Source organism: Paenarthrobacter sp. 22069 (assembly GCF_052046035.1).
In the GTDB taxonomy this organism is placed as follows: Bacteria; Actinomycetota; Actinomycetes; order Actinomycetales; family Micrococcaceae; genus Arthrobacter.
In genome coordinates, this window is sequence record NZ_JBQEQF010000024.1 from 37,238 (window position 1) to 58,912 (window position 21,675).

At 61.0% G+C, this 21,675-nt stretch carries 17 protein-coding genes and 1 pseudogene; 7 read left to right on the plus strand and 11 right to left on the minus strand.

Features of this window, described 5'->3' with window-relative positions; genetic code table 11:
- The first annotated feature begins 19 nt into the window (after positions 1 to 19).
- Positions 20 to 1,039, plus strand: a complete 1,020-nt coding sequence (locus tag ACTJK0_RS17805) for a LacI family DNA-binding transcriptional regulator (protein ID WP_440746090.1) — start codon at positions 20 to 22, stop codon at positions 1,037 to 1,039.
- Between the two features lie 737 nt (positions 1,040 to 1,776).
- On the opposite strand, the gene ACTJK0_RS17810 is transcribed toward ACTJK0_RS17805, so the two are convergent.
- Positions 1,777 to 3,057, minus strand: coding sequence for an MFS transporter (locus ACTJK0_RS17810; RefSeq protein ID WP_440746091.1), 1,281 nt, complete (start codon positions 3,055 to 3,057; stop codon positions 1,777 to 1,779).
- Between the two features lie 333 nt (positions 3,058 to 3,390).
- On the opposite strand from ACTJK0_RS17810, the gene ACTJK0_RS17815 reads away from it, so the two are divergent.
- A complete protein-coding gene (locus ACTJK0_RS17815) occupies positions 3,391 to 3,819 on the plus strand; it encodes a MarR family winged helix-turn-helix transcriptional regulator (RefSeq protein ID WP_440746105.1) in 429 nt (142 codons plus the stop codon).
- 266 nt (positions 3,820 to 4,085) lie between these two features.
- Positions 4,086 to 4,517 (plus strand): organic hydroperoxide resistance protein, encoded by a 432-nt coding sequence (locus ACTJK0_RS17820; protein WP_440746092.1) that lies wholly within the window; start codon positions 4,086 to 4,088, stop codon positions 4,515 to 4,517.
- 453 nt (positions 4,518 to 4,970) lie between these two features.
- Here the strand turns inward: ACTJK0_RS17820 and ACTJK0_RS17825 are convergent, their stop codons facing one another.
- From ACTJK0_RS17825 to ACTJK0_RS17855, 7 genes and pseudogenes are all read right to left on the minus strand, one after another.
- Positions 4,971 to 5,150: a hypothetical protein gene (locus ACTJK0_RS17825; RefSeq protein ID WP_440746093.1), complete on the minus strand. Its 180-nt coding sequence runs from the start codon at positions 5,148 to 5,150 to the stop codon at positions 4,971 to 4,973.
- Between the two features lie 64 nt (positions 5,151 to 5,214).
- Positions 5,215 to 5,952, minus strand: coding sequence for an acyl-CoA dehydrogenase family protein (locus ACTJK0_RS17830; RefSeq protein ID WP_440746106.1), 738 nt, complete (start codon positions 5,950 to 5,952; stop codon positions 5,215 to 5,217).
- Positions 5,853 to 6,311: pseudogene (locus ACTJK0_RS17835) on the minus strand (GDSL-type esterase/lipase family protein); the annotation flags it as partial. The gene ACTJK0_RS17830 and the pseudogene ACTJK0_RS17835, both read right to left, overlap by 100 nt.
- A gap of 685 nt (positions 6,312 to 6,996) precedes the next feature.
- The gene (locus ACTJK0_RS17840; protein ID WP_440746094.1) at positions 6,997 to 8,379 is read right to left on the minus strand and encodes an alpha/beta hydrolase; all 1,383 of its coding nucleotides are present in this window, start codon (positions 8,377 to 8,379) and stop codon (positions 6,997 to 6,999) included.
- An 852-nt stretch (positions 8,380 to 9,231) separates the two neighbouring features.
- Complete coding sequence (locus ACTJK0_RS17845) at positions 9,232 to 9,516, minus strand: hypothetical protein (protein WP_440746095.1); 285 nt, start codon at positions 9,514 to 9,516, stop codon at positions 9,232 to 9,234.
- A 199-nt stretch (positions 9,517 to 9,715) separates the two neighbouring features.
- Positions 9,716 to 10,936, minus strand: a complete 1,221-nt coding sequence (locus ACTJK0_RS17850; RefSeq protein ID WP_440746096.1) for a sialidase family protein — start codon at positions 10,934 to 10,936, stop codon at positions 9,716 to 9,718.
- Positions 10,937 to 11,205: 269 nt separating this feature from the next.
- Positions 11,206 to 12,594: an alpha/beta hydrolase gene (locus ACTJK0_RS17855; RefSeq protein WP_440746097.1), complete on the minus strand. Its 1,389-nt coding sequence runs from the start codon at positions 12,592 to 12,594 to the stop codon at positions 11,206 to 11,208.
- Between the two features lie 1,123 nt (positions 12,595 to 13,717).
- Here ACTJK0_RS17855 and ACTJK0_RS17860 point away from each other — a divergent pair.
- The gene (locus tag ACTJK0_RS17860) at positions 13,718 to 14,785 is read left to right on the plus strand and encodes a LacI family DNA-binding transcriptional regulator (protein WP_440746098.1); all 1,068 of its coding nucleotides are present in this window, start codon (positions 13,718 to 13,720) and stop codon (positions 14,783 to 14,785) included.
- A gap of 775 nt (positions 14,786 to 15,560) precedes the next feature.
- Here ACTJK0_RS17860 and ACTJK0_RS17865 read toward each other — a convergent pair.
- A complete protein-coding gene (locus ACTJK0_RS17865; protein ID WP_440746099.1) occupies positions 15,561 to 16,625 on the minus strand; it encodes a LacI family DNA-binding transcriptional regulator in 1,065 nt (354 codons plus the stop codon).
- A 199-nt stretch (positions 16,626 to 16,824) separates the two neighbouring features.
- Between ACTJK0_RS17865 and ACTJK0_RS17870 the strand changes: the two genes are divergently transcribed.
- On the plus strand, positions 16,825 to 17,043 hold the full coding sequence (locus ACTJK0_RS17870; RefSeq protein WP_440746100.1) for a hypothetical protein: 219 nt from the start codon (positions 16,825 to 16,827) through the stop codon (positions 17,041 to 17,043).
- Between the two features lie 244 nt (positions 17,044 to 17,287).
- Here ACTJK0_RS17870 and ACTJK0_RS17875 read toward each other — a convergent pair whose 3' ends face one another.
- Entirely contained in the window at positions 17,288 to 18,298 is a 1,011-nt protein-coding gene (locus ACTJK0_RS17875; protein ID WP_440746101.1) for a LacI family DNA-binding transcriptional regulator, read from the minus strand.
- Positions 18,299 to 18,385: 87 nt separating this feature from the next.
- Between ACTJK0_RS17875 and ACTJK0_RS17880 the strand changes: the two genes are divergently transcribed.
- Together ACTJK0_RS17880 and ACTJK0_RS17885 are read left to right on the plus strand one after the other, a co-directional pair.
- Positions 18,386 to 19,720, plus strand: a complete 1,335-nt coding sequence (locus tag ACTJK0_RS17880; protein WP_440746102.1) for an MFS transporter — start codon at positions 18,386 to 18,388, stop codon at positions 19,718 to 19,720.
- A 49-nt stretch (positions 19,721 to 19,769) separates the two neighbouring features.
- Positions 19,770 to 20,741, plus strand: a complete 972-nt coding sequence (locus ACTJK0_RS17885; protein ID WP_440746103.1) for an alpha/beta hydrolase — start codon at positions 19,770 to 19,772, stop codon at positions 20,739 to 20,741.
- Between the two features lie 738 nt (positions 20,742 to 21,479).
- Here ACTJK0_RS17885 and ACTJK0_RS17890 read toward each other — a convergent pair.
- Positions 21,480 to 21,675: hypothetical protein (locus tag ACTJK0_RS17890; protein WP_440746104.1), on the minus strand; the 196-nt coding region annotated here is incomplete at its 5' end.

Here is a 21,675-nt window from a genome sequence, read left to right on the forward strand (position 1 = left end):
CTCACCATTACGGAGATTCATGAACCGCACCGCCAGTGTTAAGGATGTAGCCACCCACGCCAGTGTTGCTGTGGGCACTGTTTCGAATGTCCTGAATTATCCTGACCGAGTGTCTGAGCGCACCAGGGAGCGGGTCCTGCGTGCCATCGACGAGTTGGGGTTCGTCCGCAATGACGCGGCGCGACAGCTCCGCGCGGGCCACAGCCGCACCATCGGACTCATCGTCCTGGACGTGGGCAACCCCTTCTTCACTTCGGTTGTGCGGGCCGCTGAGGACGCCGCTGCACTACAGGGAAGTGCGGTCCTGTTGGGCGACAGCGGCCACAACGCCAGCCGGGAGGCAAAGTACATTGACCTTTTCCAGGAACAGCGGGTCCAGGGCCTGCTGATTTCGCCTGTCGGCGATGTCACCGAGCGCTTGGATCTCCTCCTGGAGCGCGGGGTGCCCACGGTGTTGGTGGATCGGCTGGCTGACGCGTCCACGTTCAGCTCCGTTGCCGTGGATGACGACGCCGGAGGGTACCTCGCTGCCCGGCACCTGCTGGATACCGGCCGCCGTAGGCTCGCCTTTGTTGGTGGTTCCGCGTCCATTCGCCAGGTGGCGGACCGCCTGCAGGGGGCCCTGCGGGCCGTGGCGGAGGAAGCTGACGCCACGCTTGAGGTGCTGGATGCCGAGGGCCAGACGGTTTTGGCTGGCCGCAGCGTGGGCGACATGCTGGTGGAGCGGGGGCGGAAGGAGCTGCCGGAGGGCATTTTCTGTGCCAACGACCTCCTGGCGCTGGGCGTCATGCAGTCCATGACCATGACCCACACCTTCCGGATCCCCGAGGACGTGGCCCTGATCGGTTATGACGACATCGACTTCGCCGTCTCCGCGGTGGTGCCGCTGTCTTCCATCCGCCAGCCAACAGAGGCGCTGGGCCGGACCGCTATCGAACTCCTAACTGAAGAGGTCGGATCACAAAACTCTAAGCACCGCTCCGTGGTGTTCACTCCCGAACTTGTTGTGCGCCAAAGCACAGGCCTGCGTCGAAAATAGCGGCATTCGACTCTAAGAGGTCCTTTCGAAGGAGCTCTGCCGGAAGAGCTCCAAGCTGCGTCGCAGCTCAGTATGCAATTGTTTACAGACCTTCAAATTGGGCCGTTTGCTGCGAGCACGTTTGCTCAACAGTGTGAACTGCATTTGATGTTGAAAACCTGGTGGTTGGCGCAAGAGGCGGAACCTGGCTAGGGAATGCCGGTTCAATGTGGGTAGGGGCAGAGAGCGTTTGGGCATCCGCTGTGGCGTCTGTCAGCTTGATGGCGGAGAGGACGTACGGTCTCACAGACACCTTGTCACAGCTCAGCCGGCGCAGACGCATTGCCTCCATGCAGGACGCATCGCGTCAAATGCACGGCTTTTGCGCTGGCTGCATCCGATTTGCCTCGCTTTTCAGGGGTCTGCTACAGAGTGCCGTTGGCGAATTGGATCGTCCCCTCGGTGAGTGCAGTTTAGGAAGTGGCCATCGGCCAGCCGTCCGTCCAGGCAGAAACGCGGCTCGGCCATGGCCATGCTCGGCGTTGAATCTTTATCGAGGACTTGACTGGCGGTCCCTTCTTTTGGTGTTGAACCAAGCCCCGGGTTGACCCGGGTCTTAGACGTTAGTCCGCCTTTGCCGGACGCTACCCAATTGGAATGCGGGTCCCCTCCTGGTGTTTTCACCATGAGGGGACCCGCTTCTGGTCGCGTTTAGTGGGAGATCTGCGCTGGGCCAGTTCTTCGGCTTGATTTGGCGCTCAGGCCCCCACTGGCTCCAAGTCCTTCTGCGTTTCGGTGTCGAATTCGTCGTGGCGGTCCCGGGTGAGGAACACTTTCCAGGCGATGCCGCAGCCGATTGCAATCACGATGGCCAGGAAGAGGTAGAACATGCTCGGGCTGAACGCGACCAGAAGTGGGGTTACCGTGGCCAGGGCCGCGGCGAACAAGCGAGCGACGGCGATGATGGTGCCCTGGGCGGTGGTGCGCAGGAGGGTGGGGAACTGCTCCTGCGTCCACACCTTCATGATTCCCTCGGAAGCGAATGAACTGCCAACCAGCCCGATCAGTCCGGCAACGATCGCGGTGGTCAGGCTGATGCCGAAGAAGACGTAGACCAGCTGGGAGACAACCCAGCAGATCGCACCGATCTTGAAATAGGTGAAGCGCTTGGATGAGTCGGCGATCTTCATGAACCAGAGCGCACCGACGATACCCAGCGGGATGAAGGGCAGGCCGATCAGCGTGGCGGTCTGCAGGTCTACTCCTCCGGCGTTGACCAGGAGGTAGGAGCCGAACTGGCCGCCCGTGTTGGCCGCGAGGTTGGTGAGGGCATAGAAACCGAGCAGAGCCAGGAAGGGAGTCTTGTAGGAGCCGCGCAACAGGTCCTTCACGGAGGCGCGATCGGCCCGGACTGTCTTGATGCCTCGGCGGCGCTCGTCCCGGGCGGTCAGCCACGTGTCCGACTCGGGAATGGTCAGGCGTCCAACCAGGACCAAGGCCGCGACGACGGCGATATGAAGGAACAGAATCTGAGCACCGAGTGCACCCAGACTCGCGACACCTTCGCTAAGGAAAGAGCAGGCAATGATGCCGGCAGCCCACAGCAGGTGGGAGAAGCCAATGAGCTTTCCGCGGTTGTCATCCGAGGCGGCTTCGGAGATCGTGGAGAGCGATACGGGCAGGTCAGCTCCGGTGCCCAGGCCCAGCAGCAGGGCCGCAATCACGATTACCGGGAACGAGCCGGCGAACGCCAACGCCATGGCTGACGCAATGATCAGCACCATGGTGACGGTGAATACCGGCCTGCGTCCAAACCGGTCACCCAGCCGACCGCCGATGATGGCTCCGAACGCAATTCCAAGAGTCAAGCCGCCGGAGGCAAGTCCGATCTCGCCGGGGGTGAGGCCAATAGCAGCCTGATACAGAACCATGGCGGTGCCGAAACTGACGATGGCGGCGGCATCTATGTACGAGGCCATCCCCGAGACAACCGCTGTCCACCAGGGGCGGACCCTGCGGTCTGATGCGAGCTGGGACACGAGCTTCTCCTTTGAAGAAAAAGAAATGAGGGATCGGAGCTTCCGATCACAGGGATTGAAACGACTCAATGATTGCGACGCAGATCACTGTACACCCTGATTGTCTTGAGGACAATCATTTGGAGATGTCGTTGGCACCGGCATAATGAAGCCATGGCAAGGAGACCACAAGAGAGTATTGACCTGCGAGGCGTTGAGTTGAGCCGCGTGCCCCTCCTGCATGGGCGCGGAGCTGACTTTTCCATCGCCCTCCAAGCTCTCGTCACGGCAATGAACTCCACGGCGGTACGTGAGAGCATTCTGGTTCGGAGCGCGTTTCCCCTGCCTGGTGACATGCCGGCATTTTTACTGCTCAATCAGCTGATTTACCGCACTACGGCCCGCCCTACAGACATGGCCGACGCGATTGGCACGGGCCGCTCAAACGTGAGCAAGATTGTTAGGCGGCTTGAGCTCGCGGGACTCGTCGGGCGGATGGCGGATCCTCAGGACGGCCGGCAGAGCGTGGTGGGGCTGACCCCGGCAGGGCGGGAAGTAGCCGAGCGCATCGTTGCCGTCTCGAGGGAGGCCTACGAGATGATATTTCGAGACTGGGATGACGCCGACTTCCAGCACCTGGAAGCTCTCGTTGTCCGCCTTGTGGCAAGCATCGATGACCGCCTTGACCACGCCATCGAGCGCACGGCCGGTGTACGAATTCCCAGACCCGTCGACCCCGAGGCCTCCGAGGGATCAGGTGACCGAGTGGCTTCGTTAGTCTAAGCGCACGGTCACGATCGCGTTGCTTGGCCATATGGAGCGGGCCGATGACGGACTTGCGCTTTTATTGAATCCTTTCAATAATTAATGTCGAGCGTTTGCCAGCTATCTGCATTGGCATCGGCCCACTCCCCTCTGTGCCGCCGGGACCACCGAGGGTCTTGCCTGGAACCTCTTTGCTCCCCACCCCGTGAACACCTGACGCGGCGACGCGGGACCTGTCCTGCTCAGTCGATCCTGCTGATCGCCTACAGAACGGAAACAACCTTATGAAGCCTCTTTACACTGCAGAAGCCCTAGCCTCCGGAGAGGGACGGGACGGGAGCGCGCGCAGCAACGACGGGAAACTTGACGTCAGCCTCGCCAGCCCTGTCGAGCTTGGTGGCAGCGGTCGCGGAACCAACCCCGAACAGCTGTTCGCTGCCGGTTATGCCGCCTGCTTCCACTCTGCTCTCCGCCTGGTGGCGCGCCAGGTGCGCGCCGACCTTACTGACTCCGCCGTGGCCGCCAAGGTTCATCTCGGCCAGTTGGATGGTCCTGCGGGATTTGGGCTCGCGGTTGAACTCGAGATCGCATTGCCGGCCCTGGATTTGGTCACCGCTGAGGCCCTGGTTGCCAAAGCACATGAGGTTTGCCCCTACTCAAATGCCACCCGCGGCAACATCAGGGTTGATATCAAGATCTTGGAATACGCCGCCTGAGCCACAGTGCCCTTCCCGTCAGAGATGCGGAATGCAGGCATGAGTACGGGGTGCCTGAGCAATCCGGGGCTCATGCTGGCAACGCTCCCCAGGCCTTCGTCCTGGAGGAAGGCTTCCCGACAATAGACCCGATAAAGCAATAGGAGAAAGATGGACCTCCACCTGCAACCAGACTGGCAGCGTGCCCTAGGGCAGCGTGTGGAAATTTGGAAAGACGGACGATTTGTCCGCAGCGGAACGGTAGAGGTAGTAATGCCGGACAGCACGCTACTTTGGCTGTCGGCTGAGGGTGCACTACCGCGGCAAATTATGTCTCGGGAAGAGGGCTACTCTGTTTTCGCGCATTTTTCACCGCACTACGAACCGTGAAAGTGCAGCACGGGAACCGCTGAAGAGTTCTTTTGTCAGCGTCCTGATGGGGCCCTCGATCTTCTTCCCCGGCCCAGGCCATCGTCATGAGCCGCCGGTATACCCGTTGCCCCTCTGAAGAGCCGCCCTCGCGCCGTCAAGGAAGATACCGATGGAAAAGTCCTGTTGCCGCAGGCCGTAAGTGTCCACGCCGAGCCCGGCGACGCGCACGAGGTTGTTGATCCCGGGCCCGTGGACCGCGCAAGCACTGTCCAGGCTGGTCACGGAAACTCTCCAAAGGAGCTTTCTCGGGCGGCTGGGATCTGCGCAGGGAGCAACTCACCGCGGATCAGAAGGCGGATATTTCCGTTACCGCTCGCCCCACGATGAGCGCGTTCACTTCGTAACTACCTTCGTATGCGTAAATCGCTTCTGCGTCGGAGAAAATCTTAGCGATCTCAAAGTCCGTAGTAATGCCGTTGCCGCCAAGGATGTTGCGGGCCAAGGCGACGGATTCGCGCATTCGGGTGGTACAGGAGGCCTTGGCCATTGCTGCGTGTTCCATTCGCAGCTCGCCGCCTGCCTGCAGCCGGGCGAGCTGAATCATGAGGGAAAGTGACATGCTCGCATTGCCCAGTATCCGGGACAGCGGTTCCTGAACCAACTGAAAGGAAGCGATTGGTCGTCCGAATTGGTAGCGGCTCATGGCGTACGCGCGGGCGACGTCAAAGGCTGCCAGTTGTTGACCGACGCTCTGCCAGCCTACCCAGACCCGAGAGTTGAGCAGCAGCTTGTTGGCGGCGCTGAAGCCGTGGGCCCCGGGAAGGCGGTTGGTTTCGGGTACCTGAACGCCGTGGAGGCGGATATGGCCGTTCTGTACTGTGCGCAGGGATATCTTGTTCTCGATGGCGGTGGCGGAAAAGCCCGGTGCCCCGCGTTCTACGATGAAACCCTTAATCTGTCCGTCCGCGGTGTCCCGGGCCCAGATCAGAAGGTAGTCACCGTTGGTGCCGTTGCCAATCCAACGCTTTTCGTTTCCATTGGTGCCAGGGCTGCCAGCACGGCGTCGTCCGAGGTTGGGGTACAGAGTCCGAAGGGCTTGATGTAGTTGCTTAGCGGGCTTGAAGGATTGGCTGCAAGATCCCCAATGCAGGATTCGGCGATGAGGTTCTTGACGTAACTTACGTCGTTACCGCCGATGGTGATCGTCACGAGGTCAGTGTCTGCACCGACCGCGTCAATTTGCAGCCCTAAGGTATGGTTTCCCGACTTTTGAGGGGTCGTGGTGATGTTCTCGGTGGTGGCTCCGCCGCACGCGGCGCTGGCAAGGTTGAGGTTGAGGGCTTTGGCGACGAGGCTGGGATAGGCGCTGAGGGTTCGGCCGCACTGGTTGCCGTCCGTGGGGTCGGCAGGACCGACGTTGGCGCCGGCCGCATATGAACTCCCGAGAGCAACATATTTTGACCCCGGCTGGGGGCGGAGGTGGGTGCCGCCTGGACCGGACCTGCCATTAAGGCAACCCCGGCCATTGCTGCACCGGCGGCCGCGGCGAGGATGCGGACTGCGTTCTTGTTATGCATAACTGGCTCTCCAATGAGTCTATTATTTCGGGGGTGGATGAGGGTGCTGGTATCCGCAGCTGGGGGTAGGCGGCCAGCGACCGGGGTGAGCTCGACCGGGCCCTGCGGGGAGGCGTGACAGAAGAACTCGTTCCGAGCCCGCAGATCGTCGATGAAGGTCTCCCTGACAGTCTTCCATTGGATCTGGGTAATCTGTTAAAAGGATTTAGCAAATAGGATGCGCGCATAAGCACTCTCCTGTCAAGAGATGTGCGTGGCAACCATCGTCTTGCCTCCTGGCCTGTAAGGGCCTTAGCTCTCACGGGCGGATGCGGAATTGACACAAATGCTGATCACCCCACGGATGGGGCGTGCTCGCCCACCTTGCCGACGTGCCGTGTTCAGTACGCAGGCGAGGTAGTTGAACAGAGACCTGTCTCTAGAATCTTCGTATCCCCACATTTCGCTACCCGACGGCCTTCCATTCAGCCGAGCCCCGCTGGGCGCATAAACACCTCCGGGCTGCCGCGACTGCTGTATGGCAGTTGTGGCAGCCCGGAAGCTATTGGGTTTCAGCGGGTGAAGGTGACAACTGTGGAGGTTTGGCGTGTTATTGCTCCCAGCGTGTATTGCTGCTGGGTGTCGGCCAGTCCAAGGCGGACGGTGAAGGTGATGCTGCCATTCTTGTCCGGCTGGACGCTGGTCGGGATCCCGTTTGCCGTAACCGTGACCTGCTTTGCTCCGTTGAACAGGGGAGGGGTGGTGATGGTTGTGGTTCCGCTGCCTGTAACGGTCAACCCGTTGGTGCTGACGTCATTCAGGGTGAGGAACTCGAGTGCCCGCTGGGCGTCTGTGACAACGTGCCAGCCGTAAACATCGAATGATGGGTTAATTGAGGTGTAATCGAATGTCTGGGGTGCGGTGGGCGCTTGGGCGAAAACGGCCTGGAAGCGCTGGATTGTCTGGGCTATCTCGTACTTGAACATCGCTGGGCTGTGGCATCCCCAGCTCAAGTCCTCCCAGGAATGGCTGATTCCGAGGGAAGTCAGTGTTTGGTCGAAACTCACAGTTTCTGGGTGGACGATGTCGCTTTCGACGGCGCAGAAAGGCGTGCTCGTTGCTGACTCGCCACGAGTGGGGTCCAAAATGCCGCTGCCGCTGAACAGCTGGAGGTCAACCCCCCGCAGGTTTTCAGCGATGTCTGTCGGGTTGTGGCCGCGCCACCGGACTTCTTCGGTGAGTCGCGGTCCGTAAATCGAATCGGCCGGGGCGCCCATGAGGGTCGGGCTGGCGGAGATGGCGGCCATGCCCTGTGCAAAGTTGCTATCGGGCGCGCCGGAGAGGCTGGACACTGCTGCGAACTTGTCGGGATGCCGGGCGGCGAGCATGAGTGAGCCGTAGCCTCCCATGGAGTCGCCCATGATGGCGCGGTGTGCCCGGTCGGGAATCGTGCGGAAGTTCGCGTCAACCAGTGGTATGAGTTGGTCCATGACGAACGTCTCGTAATTCCGTGGTCCGTTGTTCAGCCAGTCACTCCAGTAGCCGCTCTCACCTTTAGGCGCGACAACAATTGAAGGGTAGGAGGCTGTCAATTCCTCGCCGGCGTATGCGGTTCGGAACCATGTTTCGTTTCCGTTCGTCCCGTGGGTGTGATAGGTCACGGGCCACTTTTGGGTCCCCGAGGTGTCGTAACCAACGGGAAAAACAACTTCCACCGGGGCGGGGGCGCTGAATGCATCCGTGGCCACGGTCAGCTGCAGGGTTCGGTCCGTGAGCCACTGTTCGCCAATGATTTGGGCACCGGAGACGGGGACTGTGCCTCCGAGCGGTGGTGGTGAGTCAGCAGTGGCGGGTGCCGCGGGGGCCAGTAATGCTACGGCGGAGACGGCTGCGGCGGTGACGGCCAAAGCCTGTCGCAGGTGCCAGATCTTAGCCTTTGCTCGGCTATTGAACACGGAAATTCCTCCTTGAATTATGAATATGGAACACATCAGTAAGCTGCGGTTTGACGCGTGCTGGGTCCTTGCGCTGCGTCGTTACGGAAATGGTCAGAGTCCGCAGGGCTCGGACGTAGAGGGGCAGATTTGCTGGCTGAAGGTCGCCGGTGTCCCGCTGGGGTTCGAACGGCGTCAACGATGTACCCCTCAGTCAACGGTTGACTCCCGCAATTCCAGGCCATCAATGCATGGGTGGGTGGCTACGCGTTCTCGGATCATGGTCGGTCGGAGGGCACCAAGAACATGTGCGGCATTCTCTGCGGTTAGAGTCGCACCTCCTCAGGATAAAAGGATTTAGCGGGAGGTGCAAGCATTCACAAGCTGCCGACGGGAATGCCCGGAACGATCGCCGAGGCTGCGAGCAACGCCGCAAAAACGGAGATAAGAGCCAGTGACTGCGCATCCCAGGATGGACGCGGCGTGCGGGGCCTGTTCTGGGCCGGGCGGCGAGGTGCTGAGGTCGTGTGATGTCTCATGGTTCCTTCTGTGAATGGTGGTCGGTTCCTCCGAAGAAGGCTAGAGCCTTGTCTACAGTCATTTTGCAGCGAAGCCACGACTGCGCCGGTGATCTATGGATCAATGGCCACAAAGCAGATCTGGCATGCAGAGCTCTAGTCCAAAGCCTCCGCGCAAAGCTGTCGACGTCAGTTCGTAAAAGGAAAGCCTGGTCTTCGCCGCCGAGGACTCCCCCATGGCCTAGGTGATGCTCTCGTCATGGCAGCCTTCGACGAGTTGGCAGGAGGAATCACTCCTGACCCCGCACGATGAATGCGGATGGTCGCTGGCGCCCCGCGTGATCGTTTGGGGGCGTTATACCCGTGATTCACCGAGCTTTTTTTCCTCAACCAAACCCAAGGGGACGTTTGGGTCTACTTCAACGGCATATTTTCCATAGCCAAGTTGAGTCACCAGAATGCCGTGCTTATGCCTGATGGCCACCGGGATTAACCTTTGCACTGCCTCATCTAAAAGCCTGTTCACATCTGCACCGAGCTCATGGACAGTCACGTCAATCCGAACCGCGGAGCGTATGTAGGACGTGGCATGTCCCTCTGGAGACATAGGAAAATACGGCCTGTAATCGAGACCCTCCATGGCAATCCTCTTTCGGTTGAAGAGGCGTCTCTTACGACCAAGACACCCATTAGTTTCTATTGAAGGCCCCACTTGCTTTGCGCCTTTGCTGGACCTGCCTTAATTCCGTGGTTCCCCCGTCTCTCTGTGAGTAGGAGGAACCACGGCCCGTTTGGTTGGGAGATAGAGCTTCCCCGTGAGAAGCCCTATGGTGGTCTTCTTATCGTGGGCAGGACATTCGCGTGCCGCTCTGGCTCGTGTAGGTACTGACCGGCACGCTGCCGAAGAAAACTGAGCGTGATCCTGGAGTCGGGTCTGTGGGACTTGCGCGCATGTCACCCCACCCGGCATATAGGTGACTGTTGTCGAGTGCCACGAAGGAGAAGTCGTCTCCTCCAGCAGGCTCCGGACCCGAAACATTGCCGCTAATCCTCAGCGGAGCGCTGAAACTCAGGCCGCCGTCACACGAAAGTGCGGACCAATAGTCGTATGTGTCGCTGTTGACGCTTGTGCCATACACGGTCTTGTAGCCGACGCCAAGCAGGCCTTGGGGCGAAAAATTGATCCATGGTTGGTACCGCTGGTTTGCTGGAGTCTGACCGACCAGTTGTGGCGTGGACCATGTTTCGCCGTAATCGAATGTCGTGCTGATGACAAGGTAGTCGGGGTTGGAAGTGGAAGCGCTGAGCCCGGCGCCACTCAGGATGGCGAAGTGCCCGGGGTTAGCAGGGTCGGCCGCTGTCCAGTTTGCGGCAACGGGAGTGCTGTGACGCGTCCAGGAAACGCCTTCGTCCGTGCTGGTCTCAAAGATGTTGCATGGGCATGCGCTCCCGGTAGATGCAGGACCGGCCACGTAGGAGATAGCAAGGATGCCATTTGCAGACGAGGGAATATAGTCTCCCAGAGGCTCTCCGCCCGCTTCCGGGTAGTCCGCCGAGTCAATCGCCTGAGGCTTCCCGAACGTCGCGGCCTTGTCGTGGGAAGCGACGATCCATCGTTGATTTCGGGGGAAGTCCGCGGCGCTCACGTAAACGGTTCCGGTGCTGTTGTCTACGGTCATGAAGGCCCGGTCCGAGTGGCCTGTATTACGACCGAGGGCCACGATGTCCACCGCGTCTTTGTCTCCCGTAGCAAACACCGGGGCGCTCCAGGTTTGACCGCCGTCACTCGAGCGGGAAACGTAGATATTGTAGTAGTCGGCAGGACCGGTGGGCTGGTCCCACCAGCCGCCGGCGGCGTAGATCGTTCCGTCCGGGCCAACGGCGACGGCCGGGTCGGAGCAGTTATGGTAAGGGACTCCAGGGGTTGGGCCGGGATCTGCTGGAAATGGCATACTTTGCCAAGACTGGCCGTTGTCACCCGAAACCTCTAAACCGCATTTGCTGTCCTGAGTGGTGTAGGCGAGGACCATCTTGTGATGGACCGGGTCCAGCCCGATCACCGGCTCCCCTCCCCCGTTCCCGTGAGTTACGTTGACTTCTGTAGGGCCGGGTGCGTTGGCCGCTGCAGACCCGCAGGTTCCCCCGATGAGCAGCACTCCAGCCAGGAGGCTTGCCAGCGCGGGTTTGCAGCGTCGAAGTTTTCTATTCATGCGTCTTCACCAGGTCCTTCATTGAGCCGACCTCCGTGGCACATCGGCAGGGGTGTGAACTGGGGTGCTGGTCGCCGGTTCTGACGGTCATACTGGGCCTCTCTGACTTTTGCTTGCGCTCATCGGGTAATGACGACAGTGGAGGTTGTTCGGTTGGTTGCGGCGCCGATTGTGTACTGCTGCTGGGCGTCGGGGGCTCCCTGCCTGACCGTGAAGGTAATGGTGCCGTTCTTGTCCGGCTGGACGACGCTGGTGGGGATTCCGTCGATGGTGAGCGTGACAGGTTTGGCTCCCTGGAATAGGGGCGGCGTGGTGATCGTCGTGTTGCCGCTGCCGGTGATGGTCAGGCCGTTGGCAGAAACACCCTCTATGTCTATGAATTCTGGGGCTCGTCCAGGGTCGGCTGTGATGTGCCATCCGAATGTCGTGAAGCTCGGTTCGATCGATGAGTAGTCGAAGGAATGGCTTGTTGTTGACGCGGGCTGGCTGAAGACTGTTTGGAAGCGCTGGACGGCCTGGGCCATCTCGTAGTCGAAGAGGGCTGGGCTGTGGCAGCCCCAAGGGATGTCCTGCCAGGCATGCGGGATGCCCAGGGTGAGGAGCCTCTGGTGCAGGCTCAGGCTCTCAGGGCGGACGATTCCCGCCTCAATCGAGCATCCGCTAGAGTCGGCTGCCCCAGTCTCCCGGGTGGCGTCGAGGATTCCGTTTCCGGTGAACACCTGCAAGTCGACACTGCTGAGGTTCGCGGCAAGATCTGTCGGGTTGTGGCCGCGCCAGCGGACCTCCTCTGTGGCGCGTGGCCCGTAGATCGAGTCCGGTGTGGCGCCCTGAAGCGTCGGGCTGGCCGAGATGGCTGCCATCCCCCCGGCCCAGTTGCTGTCCGGGGCCCCGGAGAGGCTGGCAGCTGCGGCGAACTCGTCCGGGTGACGTGCCGCGAGCATCAGCGTTCCGTAGCCGCCCATGGATTCGCCCATAATTGCGCGGTGGGCCCGGTCCGGGATGGTGCGGAAATTGGCGTCGATGAGCGGCACGAGCTGACTGGCGACGAAGGTCTCGTATTTCGGCGGGCCGCCGGCGCCGAGGTTGAACCAGTCGCTCCAGTACCCACTGTCCCCGCGGGGAGAGACGACTATCGAGGGATAGGAAGCAGTAACGGCTTCGCCGTTGTAGGCTGCCCTGAATGTGGTTTCATCGTGATTTGTTCCGGCGGTGTAGTAGGTCACTGGCCAGTTCCCGGCACTGTCGTAGTTGTTGGGGAACGTAACCTCCACCGGCACTGGAGCCGTGAAAGCCTCTGTCGCTACCGTGAGCTGCAGGGTCCGCGACGTGAGCCATTGCTCCCCGATGATTTCGGCGCCCGCGGCCGGAACTGTGCTGGCCAGGGGCGGCAGGGTGTCGGCGGCCGCCGGCTGGGCTGCTGAGAAGGGGGCGGCAACGATACAGGCGGCGATTATGGCAGAGGCGGGCTTACCGGACAATCTGGGTTTTTCCACACGGGTTTCGTCCATAATGACGGCTCCTCCTTTGGAGTCGAAGTGCGGGAATAGCTATCAGATATGGGGTTAGTTGTTGAGATGGTGTACTGGTACTGCTTCGGCTGCCTCAGGCGACGAAATGTTGGCGATTCGGAAGCGGCGTGTCTCGGGAGATCGACGCGTCGTTCAACTCACGCCTTCCGGGCAAGGTGGCCACGATCCACGGCGATAAATGGATTTACTTGCGGAAAAGGTTCGCACCCTTAGTGTTCCATGTCAAGCATGCCAACCCTGGAGTGGGCTTATGGGGGCAAGGTGAACCACCAGGCATCGCCAGGTCACTCATCACCAGGAGTGGGCGCTTTCCAACAAATTTCCACTAAAATCGGCCCGCCTCTGAGGGGGAGACGGCGGCCGCGCCAGTCATCCAGCAGTAAGGGGGATGAATGTTGGAGAACGTCCCGAGCGTTTTTCCCGAAGGAGCCACCCGCCACGGCATGCAGAAGTAGAAAGCTGCGGTGGGGCTGGCTGCAATGCGCTGAATCAGCCACCAAGGCATTTAGCATCGAGATGCCGGCCACATCATGCACCCACCATCCGAGCAGCGCCAGCATAGACGGCACGGCCTTGTGTGGGTAAAATCCGCCGACGTTCCAATCAGGCTGCGACAGCACCCTCCAGGCCGACTCCGAAAGCAGCCAGGGCTGCAGTTCCCCATGTCCACCCCGGCGGCAGGTCGATGGGGTCGCACACCCAACGTCGCGTTCACAGCCCAGCACGCCCCAGAGTGTGTCTTCCTTGGAACTACTTGACAGTACGCCCAGACGGAAGGAGACTTGCTGCTAAATGGATTTAGCACCGCTCGGTATCAGGGCGAACCAAATGGATTTAGCACCGCTCGGTATCAGGGCGAACCAAATGGATTTAGCGCACCGCCCGGTATCAGCGCGTACAACTCGTCGGTTCTGGATCACCAAGGGCTTCCGTGGAGACCGGGGCGGCCAAGGCAATGTCCGGGTGGAGAGCCTCCCCACGGTCCTTGGCAGCTCTGGTCATGCTCCTGCCACCGCCAAAGGATGCCCTTCCGGCGAATTGGTTGGCGCCGCCGGACGGGGGTGCGCCTGCCTCCGTTGAGGAAGGACTCGGGTGAACCGAAATGCCAGGAATCAAAGACGTTGCCAGGCTTGCCGGAGTATCAGCAGCCACAGTGTCGCGGGCACTGTGTGATGATGCCCGCGTCTCCGTTAGCACCCGCGAGCGGGTCAGGGCGGCCGCTAAAGAACTGGGTTACGTCAAGTCCTTTTCAGCTGCGGGGCTGGCCTCAGGGCGGAACCGGAATATTGGGGTTCTTCTTCCCACAGTGAGTCGCTGGTACTTTTCAGCAGTCCTGGAGGGGATAGCCGAAGCTCTGGTAGCCAAGGGCTATGATCTGACGCTGTACAACTCAGGAAGAGGAAGGCACCAGGAAACATTGCTGGATGATTTCCTCCTCCGACAACGCGTGGACGGAGTTATCATCGTCAACAGCTGCCTCCGCAGGGAAGACATAGGAAAGATTCTTGCCCTGCGCAAGCCGGTGGTCAGTGTGGGCGGATCCCCACCAGGTGTAGCCGCTGTCAGGAGCGACGAACTGGAGGCGTCCGCCGCAGCGACTTCTCATCTGATCTCCTTGGGGCATCGAAGGATCGCCCATGTGGGCGGGACGGGCGGCCCCCCAAGGTCCAGATCCTCAGGGCGATTCCGAGGATTCCAAGCCGCCATGGAGCAAGCAGGAATTCCGCTGCGCCGGCAATGGATAGTTCCGGCCGAATCCACACTCGGCGGTGGATACGAAGCTGCGCGGATGCTGCTAACAGCTCCGAAAATGGACCGGCCTTCTGCCGTTGTCGGGTCGTCGGACGACGTTGCGGCCGGGGTCATTCTTGCCGCTCGGGAACTGGCTCTCTCAGTCCCTGACGACTTATCAGTGGTCGGTGTTGACGGCAGTGAAGTCGGCGAAGCTTTTGGCCTGACAACAGCGAATTTGTTCGCGCAGCGACAAGGCCAACGTGCGGTCCGTCAACTCCTGGATGAGCTTGCGCGCCACGGTGATCGTTCGGGGCTTTTTTACCCAGAGTCCAGGCCGGAACTTGTAATACGCTCAAGTACGGGAATCCCGACAGACCCGAGCCGCCTGAACGCCAGTGGGGACGCCCCGGCAGCGGCGGATCCTTTCGCCCCCTAATCCTGGTGTGGGTGAGTTGCCCAGGCGTTGCAGCTCCGCGGCGGAGACCCGCAGGGGAGTACTCGAAAGGCCGTCAGGGAAACCTTGGTCTCGGGGTCCTCACAAACCCTATCTCCCCACCGAGTCCGTTTGTGAAGTGGAAAATGGGAGGAAGTGCACGCGTCCCGGGGCATGTCCGAGGCAAGCCTTCCGTATGCGCAGATCAAGGTAGGGAACGTCTATCCCAACTAGGCCTTTGGTAAAGGCTTTGAAGCAATTTCGTTCGCCGCTGCAGCCATCGCCACTCAGTAACCGCAAGATCAATCGTGCCGCTGTCCGATGCCCACACGGTCCAAACCGCCGCTCCCAGGTCAGCGGCATCGGGACTCGTGGGCAGGGCTGCCAAGACGGAGCGTCAAAGCTGGTCGCCCACGCCCAAGATTTCATGGCAGTCCTGCCCGTCTGGGGGCATTCTCATCGCGACCCACTCCCATCGGTGATTGGCGGTCCGGGCGAAGCTGCCGCGGCGCGGTGATGCGAAAGCTCCGCGTAGGAGCGGCACATCGTCCTCGACGGTCTGCCGGGCCCTCTTCTGGTAGGTTCTCCAAAAGACGCGGGCTTGCACTCATAGAAGCGCGCGGGAGAACGATCTATTTGTGGAGCCTCTTTTTGCGCCGATGTCAACGGCGTATGTCCGCAGCCGGGCTGAGTCGCTGCTTGAACGTCATGAACCGTGAACAGGCTGCAATGGCAAACGCTGACTGGTTTTGTTTACTCAAATAGAGCTAGGTGGTGCTCACGCCTGTGAGCGCAAAGAGCCCCGAAGTTGCACGGGCATCGGGACCAGATGTTCCTTTTTTTCCGCGTTCTGGTCCAACAGCAACCGTACCGCCAGCTCACCCATTTCTCTGAAGGGCAGAGCTGCCGTTGTGAGCTGGGGGCGCAGGTATGAGGCGAGCGGATCGTCGTCGAAGGACACGACGGAAACATCATCGGGTACGCGCAGGCCGGCTTCGGTGAGGGCTTGGTAAGCACCAAAGGCAAGGCGGTCGTTCAGACATAACAGCGCATTCAAGGGCTCTCGGGCGTCAATCAGGGTCTTGACCGCTGTGTAGCCAGCCTGCGCATCCCAAATTGGACAATCTATCTGCGCCAATGGAGTAATGCCGTGCTCGTCGAAGACAGAAAATATGCCATCGAGCCGTCGCGAAACTGCAGGCGTGCTTCCGGGGTCATGAATGGCGGTCTGGGAACTGCCGATAACGACAATGCCGCTGGAAAAGTTGTTGTCAATCAGCAGCCCGGCGATGGATCTGCCACCGGCATACTCGTCCGGAAGAACGCTGCATTCAGCTTCCGCTGAGCTGGAAGCGTTGAGGAGAACGACGGGAACTGACCGGGCTGCCTTAGGGACGGTAACCGGTTGGGACCGTACGGTGGCATATATGATGCCTTCCGGCAAGCGGTCCAGCAGGGCATTGATGGCTGCAGACTCATCGCCTGGTTCCGAGCCTTCAACGCCGGTTTCGGCTATAGCGTGGGGCACAAGGGGGTCCTGCTCTGTTTCAGTGATGAGCAGCACATGTTCGGTCTTGCGCGCTTCCTGCATCGCCCCGTGAATCATCTGGCCACCAAAACCGGCCAATGTGATGAAATCGGAGACGAAGCCGATTGTTTGGCTCTTTGTCCTGAGGCTCCGTGCCGCCATATTGGGCCGGTAGCCCAATTCCCGGGCCGCTTTCCTGACTCGTTCTGCAGCATCCTCTGAGAGCCGGCTGGGCCTGTCGTTGAGGATCAGGGAAGCGGCTGTGGGGGAAAGACCTGCACGACGGGCGACGTCGCTGAGTGTAGGGCGAGCCAATTTCCTTCTTCCGGTCGGCCGGGCCGTGGGTTCCGAACATCACAGTCCATCATCGCGGCAGTTCTACCATTATGTGGGACTTTCAGTAGCCAGGCTCGTCCGAAACACTGAGCAACGGCACGCCACCTTTCAAAATCATGCGCCTGTTCCCGCGTTCCATCCCCAGGAATACGCCGAGATCGCGGGTCACGAGCTCACTATGACCGGCAGCGGCACAACCCGGGTCACGACCGCGCCGATCTTCCGCGGAAACTACGCCGTCACTGTCCTGGTCAACGGGACTCCCGCAACTCTCAGCCCAGACAGCACCAGCCGGATCACCATCCCGGCGGACCTCGGCCGGCGTGACCAGGACGAGCAGTACATCTTCGGTGCTGCCACCAGCTCACGCACCGGCGTCGTCAGCTTCCTGCGCTGAGAAGCCCCAGAACACGCGAGGCTCGTCCAGGGCTTTACTGGCAACCAACCGGCGCCTGAAACAGAGGTCCTCGGCTTCCCCATCGCCTGCTGTGCGGCGGTTACCCGGGATTAATCCGGAGCAGGGGCCGCCGAGCAGGGACAATCGTGCTCGGCGCGGTTCTTTGATTCTTTGTTGACACGTTCGCCGGGGCCTGCTGAGTGTCGGGCCCAGGCAGCCAGCAGAGGCCGAGCGGATCGTCCTTTTAGGCGGGTCCTGCGGATGAAAGCCGGAATATCACTTCCACTGCGGCGTGGGCTGGTGTGCCGTTGCCCGGGTCGTGTCCAAGTATTCCGGCGATGCGTGCGGCTATTTGTTGAGCCTCTGAAGTCAAGTTGAACTTAACGCTGCTGATGGGTGGGCGGGCGAGGGCGGCAACGGGACTGTTATCGCCCCCTACGACACCCAGCCGCTGAGGAACCGCGATCTTCAGGGCCGCTGCGGCACTGATAATGCCGAGTGCAGCCAGATCGTTCCACGCAGCGATCCCGAGCGGTTCATCTGAGTTAGTGAACCACGCTTGCACTGTCTTGGAAATGCCGTCCACACTGCTGGAAATTGTGGTTGAAACTGCTCCCTTTACGCCACGCGCTGTGCAGATGTCGTGGAACGCTCTGATACGTGCGGTGGTGAACGCCCGCCCGCGGGGTTCTTCAGTTACTAGATAAGCGAGGCGGGTGTATCCCTGCTCGAGCAGGTGGTCGACCTGGGCGGCCACTATGGTGTCTTGTCCGATCGTGGTGTTGTGGGGGATCCCTGGGTGGTCGAGCAGCCGGGCGGATACTTCCGGTACGCCGGCGGACTCGAGCGCGTGCGCATCGTCGGGGCTCAACGGGTCAAAGGTCACGACGCAGGCACAGGAGATCCGGGAAAGCAGTTTGTGCAGGGAGCCTTGCCAGTGCTCGCCCTCGTAACGGAGGCAGACCAGTTCATAGGCAGCGACAAGGCGGCCGATTTCTTCCAGGAGGAGCTCGAGCTGACCGGAAACTTCCCAGTCGGGAATGAGTAGGAGCACGACGTCGCCCCGGCCGCTGCGAAGTGCACGTGCCGCCGGCGAACCAACGTAGCCCATCCTGCGCGCCGTATCCATTACCCGTTGCCGCGTTGGTTCGCTGACCCGTACGTCGCGACGTCCATTGAGGACATAGCTCACCGTGGCCCGCGAGACGCCGGCCTCCTTCGCCACGTCGCTGACGGTCAATGCAGTGGAACCCATTCTTTCCTCCTAGTGCTTGACACGATTAACCTTAGCGCATACTTTGTTAATCGGATGTGATTGACACGATTAATCAAGGAGGATTACATGTCCAGCTCTATCACCCCTGAGGCTAAGGACCCATGGACGGGTGCGGCTGCTCCAGTTGGCGCGTACAAACATCCCTGGCGCGTCGCCGTCATCGCCGGTCTCGCTTCGTACGTGGACGGTGCAGCGCTGACCGTTAACGGCATTGCACTGGTTATTTACCAGCAAACGATTGGACTCACGGCCGATCAGGTCGGCCTGCTAACCGCCATCGTGACCGTGGGGTTGGCGATCGGAGCGCTGGTCGGCGGCCGGCTCGGCGATCTCTACGGCCGCCGCAAGGTCTTTATCCTCACCATGGCCCTTATCGTGATCGGCAGCCTCGCACCGACATTTTCTACAGATTTCACCGTCCTGCTGGCCGGTATCGCTTTGCTGGGCCTGGCCGTCGGAGCCGACCTGCCGGTGTCACTGGCCACAATTGCGGAAGCCGCCACAGAGGAAAACCGTGGCAAGATGCTCGTCTTCACCCAGGTGATGTGGATCGCCGCGTCCCTGACCGTCGTACTTCTCACCACCGCGACCGGCGGGATGGGGCGGATGAGCGGGCAGATACTGTACGGCCTGATCGTCGTTGTCGCCCTCATTGGGCTCGCCCTGCGACTCACGGTTCCCGAGTCTCCGGTGTGGTTGCAGTCCCGCGAGGAACGCCGCCGCGGCATTCACACTGTCCGGGCCGATAAAGCCCGCGTCCGCGACCTACTGCAGCCCCCGTTCCGCCGCCCGTTCATTATCCTGTCGGTCTTTTACGCGCTGGTGCTGTCCGCAAGCACCGTCCTGGGTTCTTTCACCACCTACGTGGCCGTCAACGTCGCGGGCCTGGCAATCACCGAGGTCATCCCGTACACGGTCCTGCTGTTCCCTTTGGCCTTCATAGCATTGTTCCTTTTCATGAAGTACGTGGACACCCGCTTCCGGATCCCGCTGTTCCTCATCGGTGGTGTCGTGTTCATCGTTGGTCTGCTGCTACCGGTCTTCTTTGGGTTTACCCTCGTGACGATTCTGGGTGCCCTCCTGATCGGTTCCATCGGGCAAACCAGTTGCGGTGAACCCATTGCCCGGGTCTGGGGCAACGAGGCGTTTCCCACCATGCTGCGTTCCACCGCACAGGGGTTCGTGTTTACCTTCGGTCGTCTGGTGGCCGCTGCCACCGCCGCGATCATTCCCGCCGTCATTGCATTCTCCCCGAGCCTCATCTACATCGCCTCCGCCGTGGCTGCCCTCCTGGGCGTTGTAATCGGGTGGATCGGATTCCGTGGGGGCCGCATCGCAAACGAATTCCAGCACGAGCAGGAGCCCGACGCCGAATTCGCCGGCATGTCCTCAGCCGAATAAAGCCCGCACCCCCGGAACTTTGCCCCCTCCCTTAGAAAGCACCACTGACATGCCCGTTATCCCCGCCCTCCAGAACCTCCTTGACAGCATGCCCGCCACCGGTCTCACCGATGTGACCGACATGCCCTCCGTGCGGCAGGCCGGACTCGAAGGCTCCGACGCCCTCGCCGCCCTGGTCGCACAAGCACCGCTCGATGTAGGCTCCGTGCACACCGCGATGATCCCCGTTGACGGCGGTGAAATAAAGGTCCGGATCTACCAGCCAGCCACCCCCGGGCCACACCCGATCCACGTCTTCTACCACGGCGGCGGGTGGATGGCAGGAACCATCGAGGAGACCTTTGTCGACAGCCTCTGCCGGGAACGTACTGCCCTTGCCGGTTACGTCACCGTCGCCGTCGAATACCGCCTGGCTCCGGAATTCAAGTTCCCGATCCCTTTGGAAGACTCCTACGCCGCACTGCTCTGGACCGTGGAGCACGCAGCCGACTACGACGGCGACCCGCAAAACATCACTATCGGCGGAGGATCCGCCGGAGCCAACATCGCCGCGGCCATTGCCCTGAAAGCCCGAAATGAGAACGGGCCAAAGATTCGCTTCCAGGTCCTGGAAGTCCCAGCCCTGGACCTGACACTGAGCAGCCCCAGCGTGGAGCAGTACAGCGGCGGCCAGTACCCATTGCCAAAGCGTGAGCTTGACCTATGCGTTGAGGGGTACCTGCGCTCCCCCGACGATGCCAGCGACCCCTACGCCTCACCGCTCCTGGCCGAGGACTTGTCCGACCTCCCGCCCGCGTTCATCATCAGCTCCGAATTCGACCCGCTCCAGATGGACGGGTACCTTTACGCCCAGCGCCTCCGGGCGGCTGGGGTACAAGTGGCCTTCTCCCTCGGCGAAGGCCACGTCCACGGATCATCCCAGTTCACCAAGCTGCTCCCTGAAGCCGTGGCCTGGCGGGACCAAGTCATCGGCGCACTCAAAGCCCACGCCGCCGAGCACCCCTCCCCCTCTTCGGCGTAAGGCTCCACAGCACTAGTTGGGACACATCTTGGCGCGGACAACCGACGCCGATGGATCGGGGTTTCTTGCAGTCCAGTACGGGAACACCCAGCACCTGTACTACCTGCAGGCGCTCAAGCCGCTCGGCGGCCCGGAACTGCGCCATCGCCACCCACCATCGGCCAGGCCACAATGACCTGATCGACTGGACCGAACACGCCACCGTCCTTACTGCCGGAGGCCCAGAACCGGTGGATGGAACCGCGGCCTGGACAGCCTCCATGATCCGCGGAGGCGACGAAATGTAGCGCATGTCCTACACTCGCTCCTTATTCCTCGCTCCTCACAGCAGGGCCGGCGTGGAGACGGTCGCGGTTGCCGTCTCCACGGACTTGCACCACTGGGCTGAAGGTGAATCATTCACACAGGCAGCCCATTCGGCCTGATACGAAGAGCTAGGCGACATGGTGATCCTCTCCGGCCACATAAGCGTCGTCACCGTGGGAGCGTCACGACCGATCCCGTGCGACGGTCACCTGGGCCGCGCCGTTTACCGACCGCGTCGAGTTGGAACATGCCCGCAACCTCACCCGCGCAGAGTTCATCGCCGGCGGCGTCATTGAGCACAACGGTGAACTCGTCCTGCCCGGGACGATCCGTCAGGAGTTCGTGGGCGGGAAAAGCGATCGGGTCAACATTGCCGGGTTTACTACGGGACTCGGGGCTGCTTGCAATCCCGGCGGCATAAGAGACCCGTAGTTACACCCGAATAGTTTGTGCAGCACGCCAGCTCTGCCGTAAGTCCTGCTCCTTCGCTGTCGATCGCTGGGAGCTCCGGCCCGTGTAAGCGGCCATGAAAAACTGCCCATAGGCGGCCACGAAATTGCCCACTGACGGCCAGTAGAACTGCCCACTGGTGGCCATGAGATCTGCCCACTTCCTCAACTGTTCCTGC

Coding starts and splice junctions, on each gene's coding strand:
- ACTJK0_RS17805 (WP_440746090.1), top strand. CDS start 20: ATGAACCGCACCGCCAGTGTTAAGGATGTAGCCACCCACGCCAGTGTT.
- ACTJK0_RS17815 (WP_440746105.1), top strand. CDS start 3,391: ATGCCGGCATTTTTACTGCTCAATCAGCTGATTTACCGCACTACGGCC.
- ACTJK0_RS17820 (WP_440746092.1), top strand. CDS start 4,086: ATGAAGCCTCTTTACACTGCAGAAGCCCTAGCCTCCGGAGAGGGACGG.
- ACTJK0_RS17845 (WP_440746095.1), bottom strand. CDS start 9,516: ATGGAGGGTCTCGATTACAGGCCGTATTTTCCTATGTCTCCAGAGGGA.
- ACTJK0_RS17855 (WP_440746097.1), bottom strand. CDS start 12,594: ATGGACGAAACCCGTGTGGAAAAACCCAGATTGTCCGGTAAGCCCGCC.
- ACTJK0_RS17860 (WP_440746098.1), top strand. CDS start 13,718: ATGCCAGGAATCAAAGACGTTGCCAGGCTTGCCGGAGTATCAGCAGCC.
- ACTJK0_RS17870 (WP_440746100.1), top strand. CDS start 16,825: ATGACCGGCAGCGGCACAACCCGGGTCACGACCGCGCCGATCTTCCGC.
- ACTJK0_RS17875 (WP_440746101.1), bottom strand. CDS start 18,298: ATGGGTTCCACTGCATTGACCGTCAGCGACGTGGCGAAGGAGGCCGGC.
- ACTJK0_RS17880 (WP_440746102.1), top strand. CDS start 18,386: ATGTCCAGCTCTATCACCCCTGAGGCTAAGGACCCATGGACGGGTGCG.
- ACTJK0_RS17885 (WP_440746103.1), top strand. CDS start 19,770: ATGCCCGTTATCCCCGCCCTCCAGAACCTCCTTGACAGCATGCCCGCC.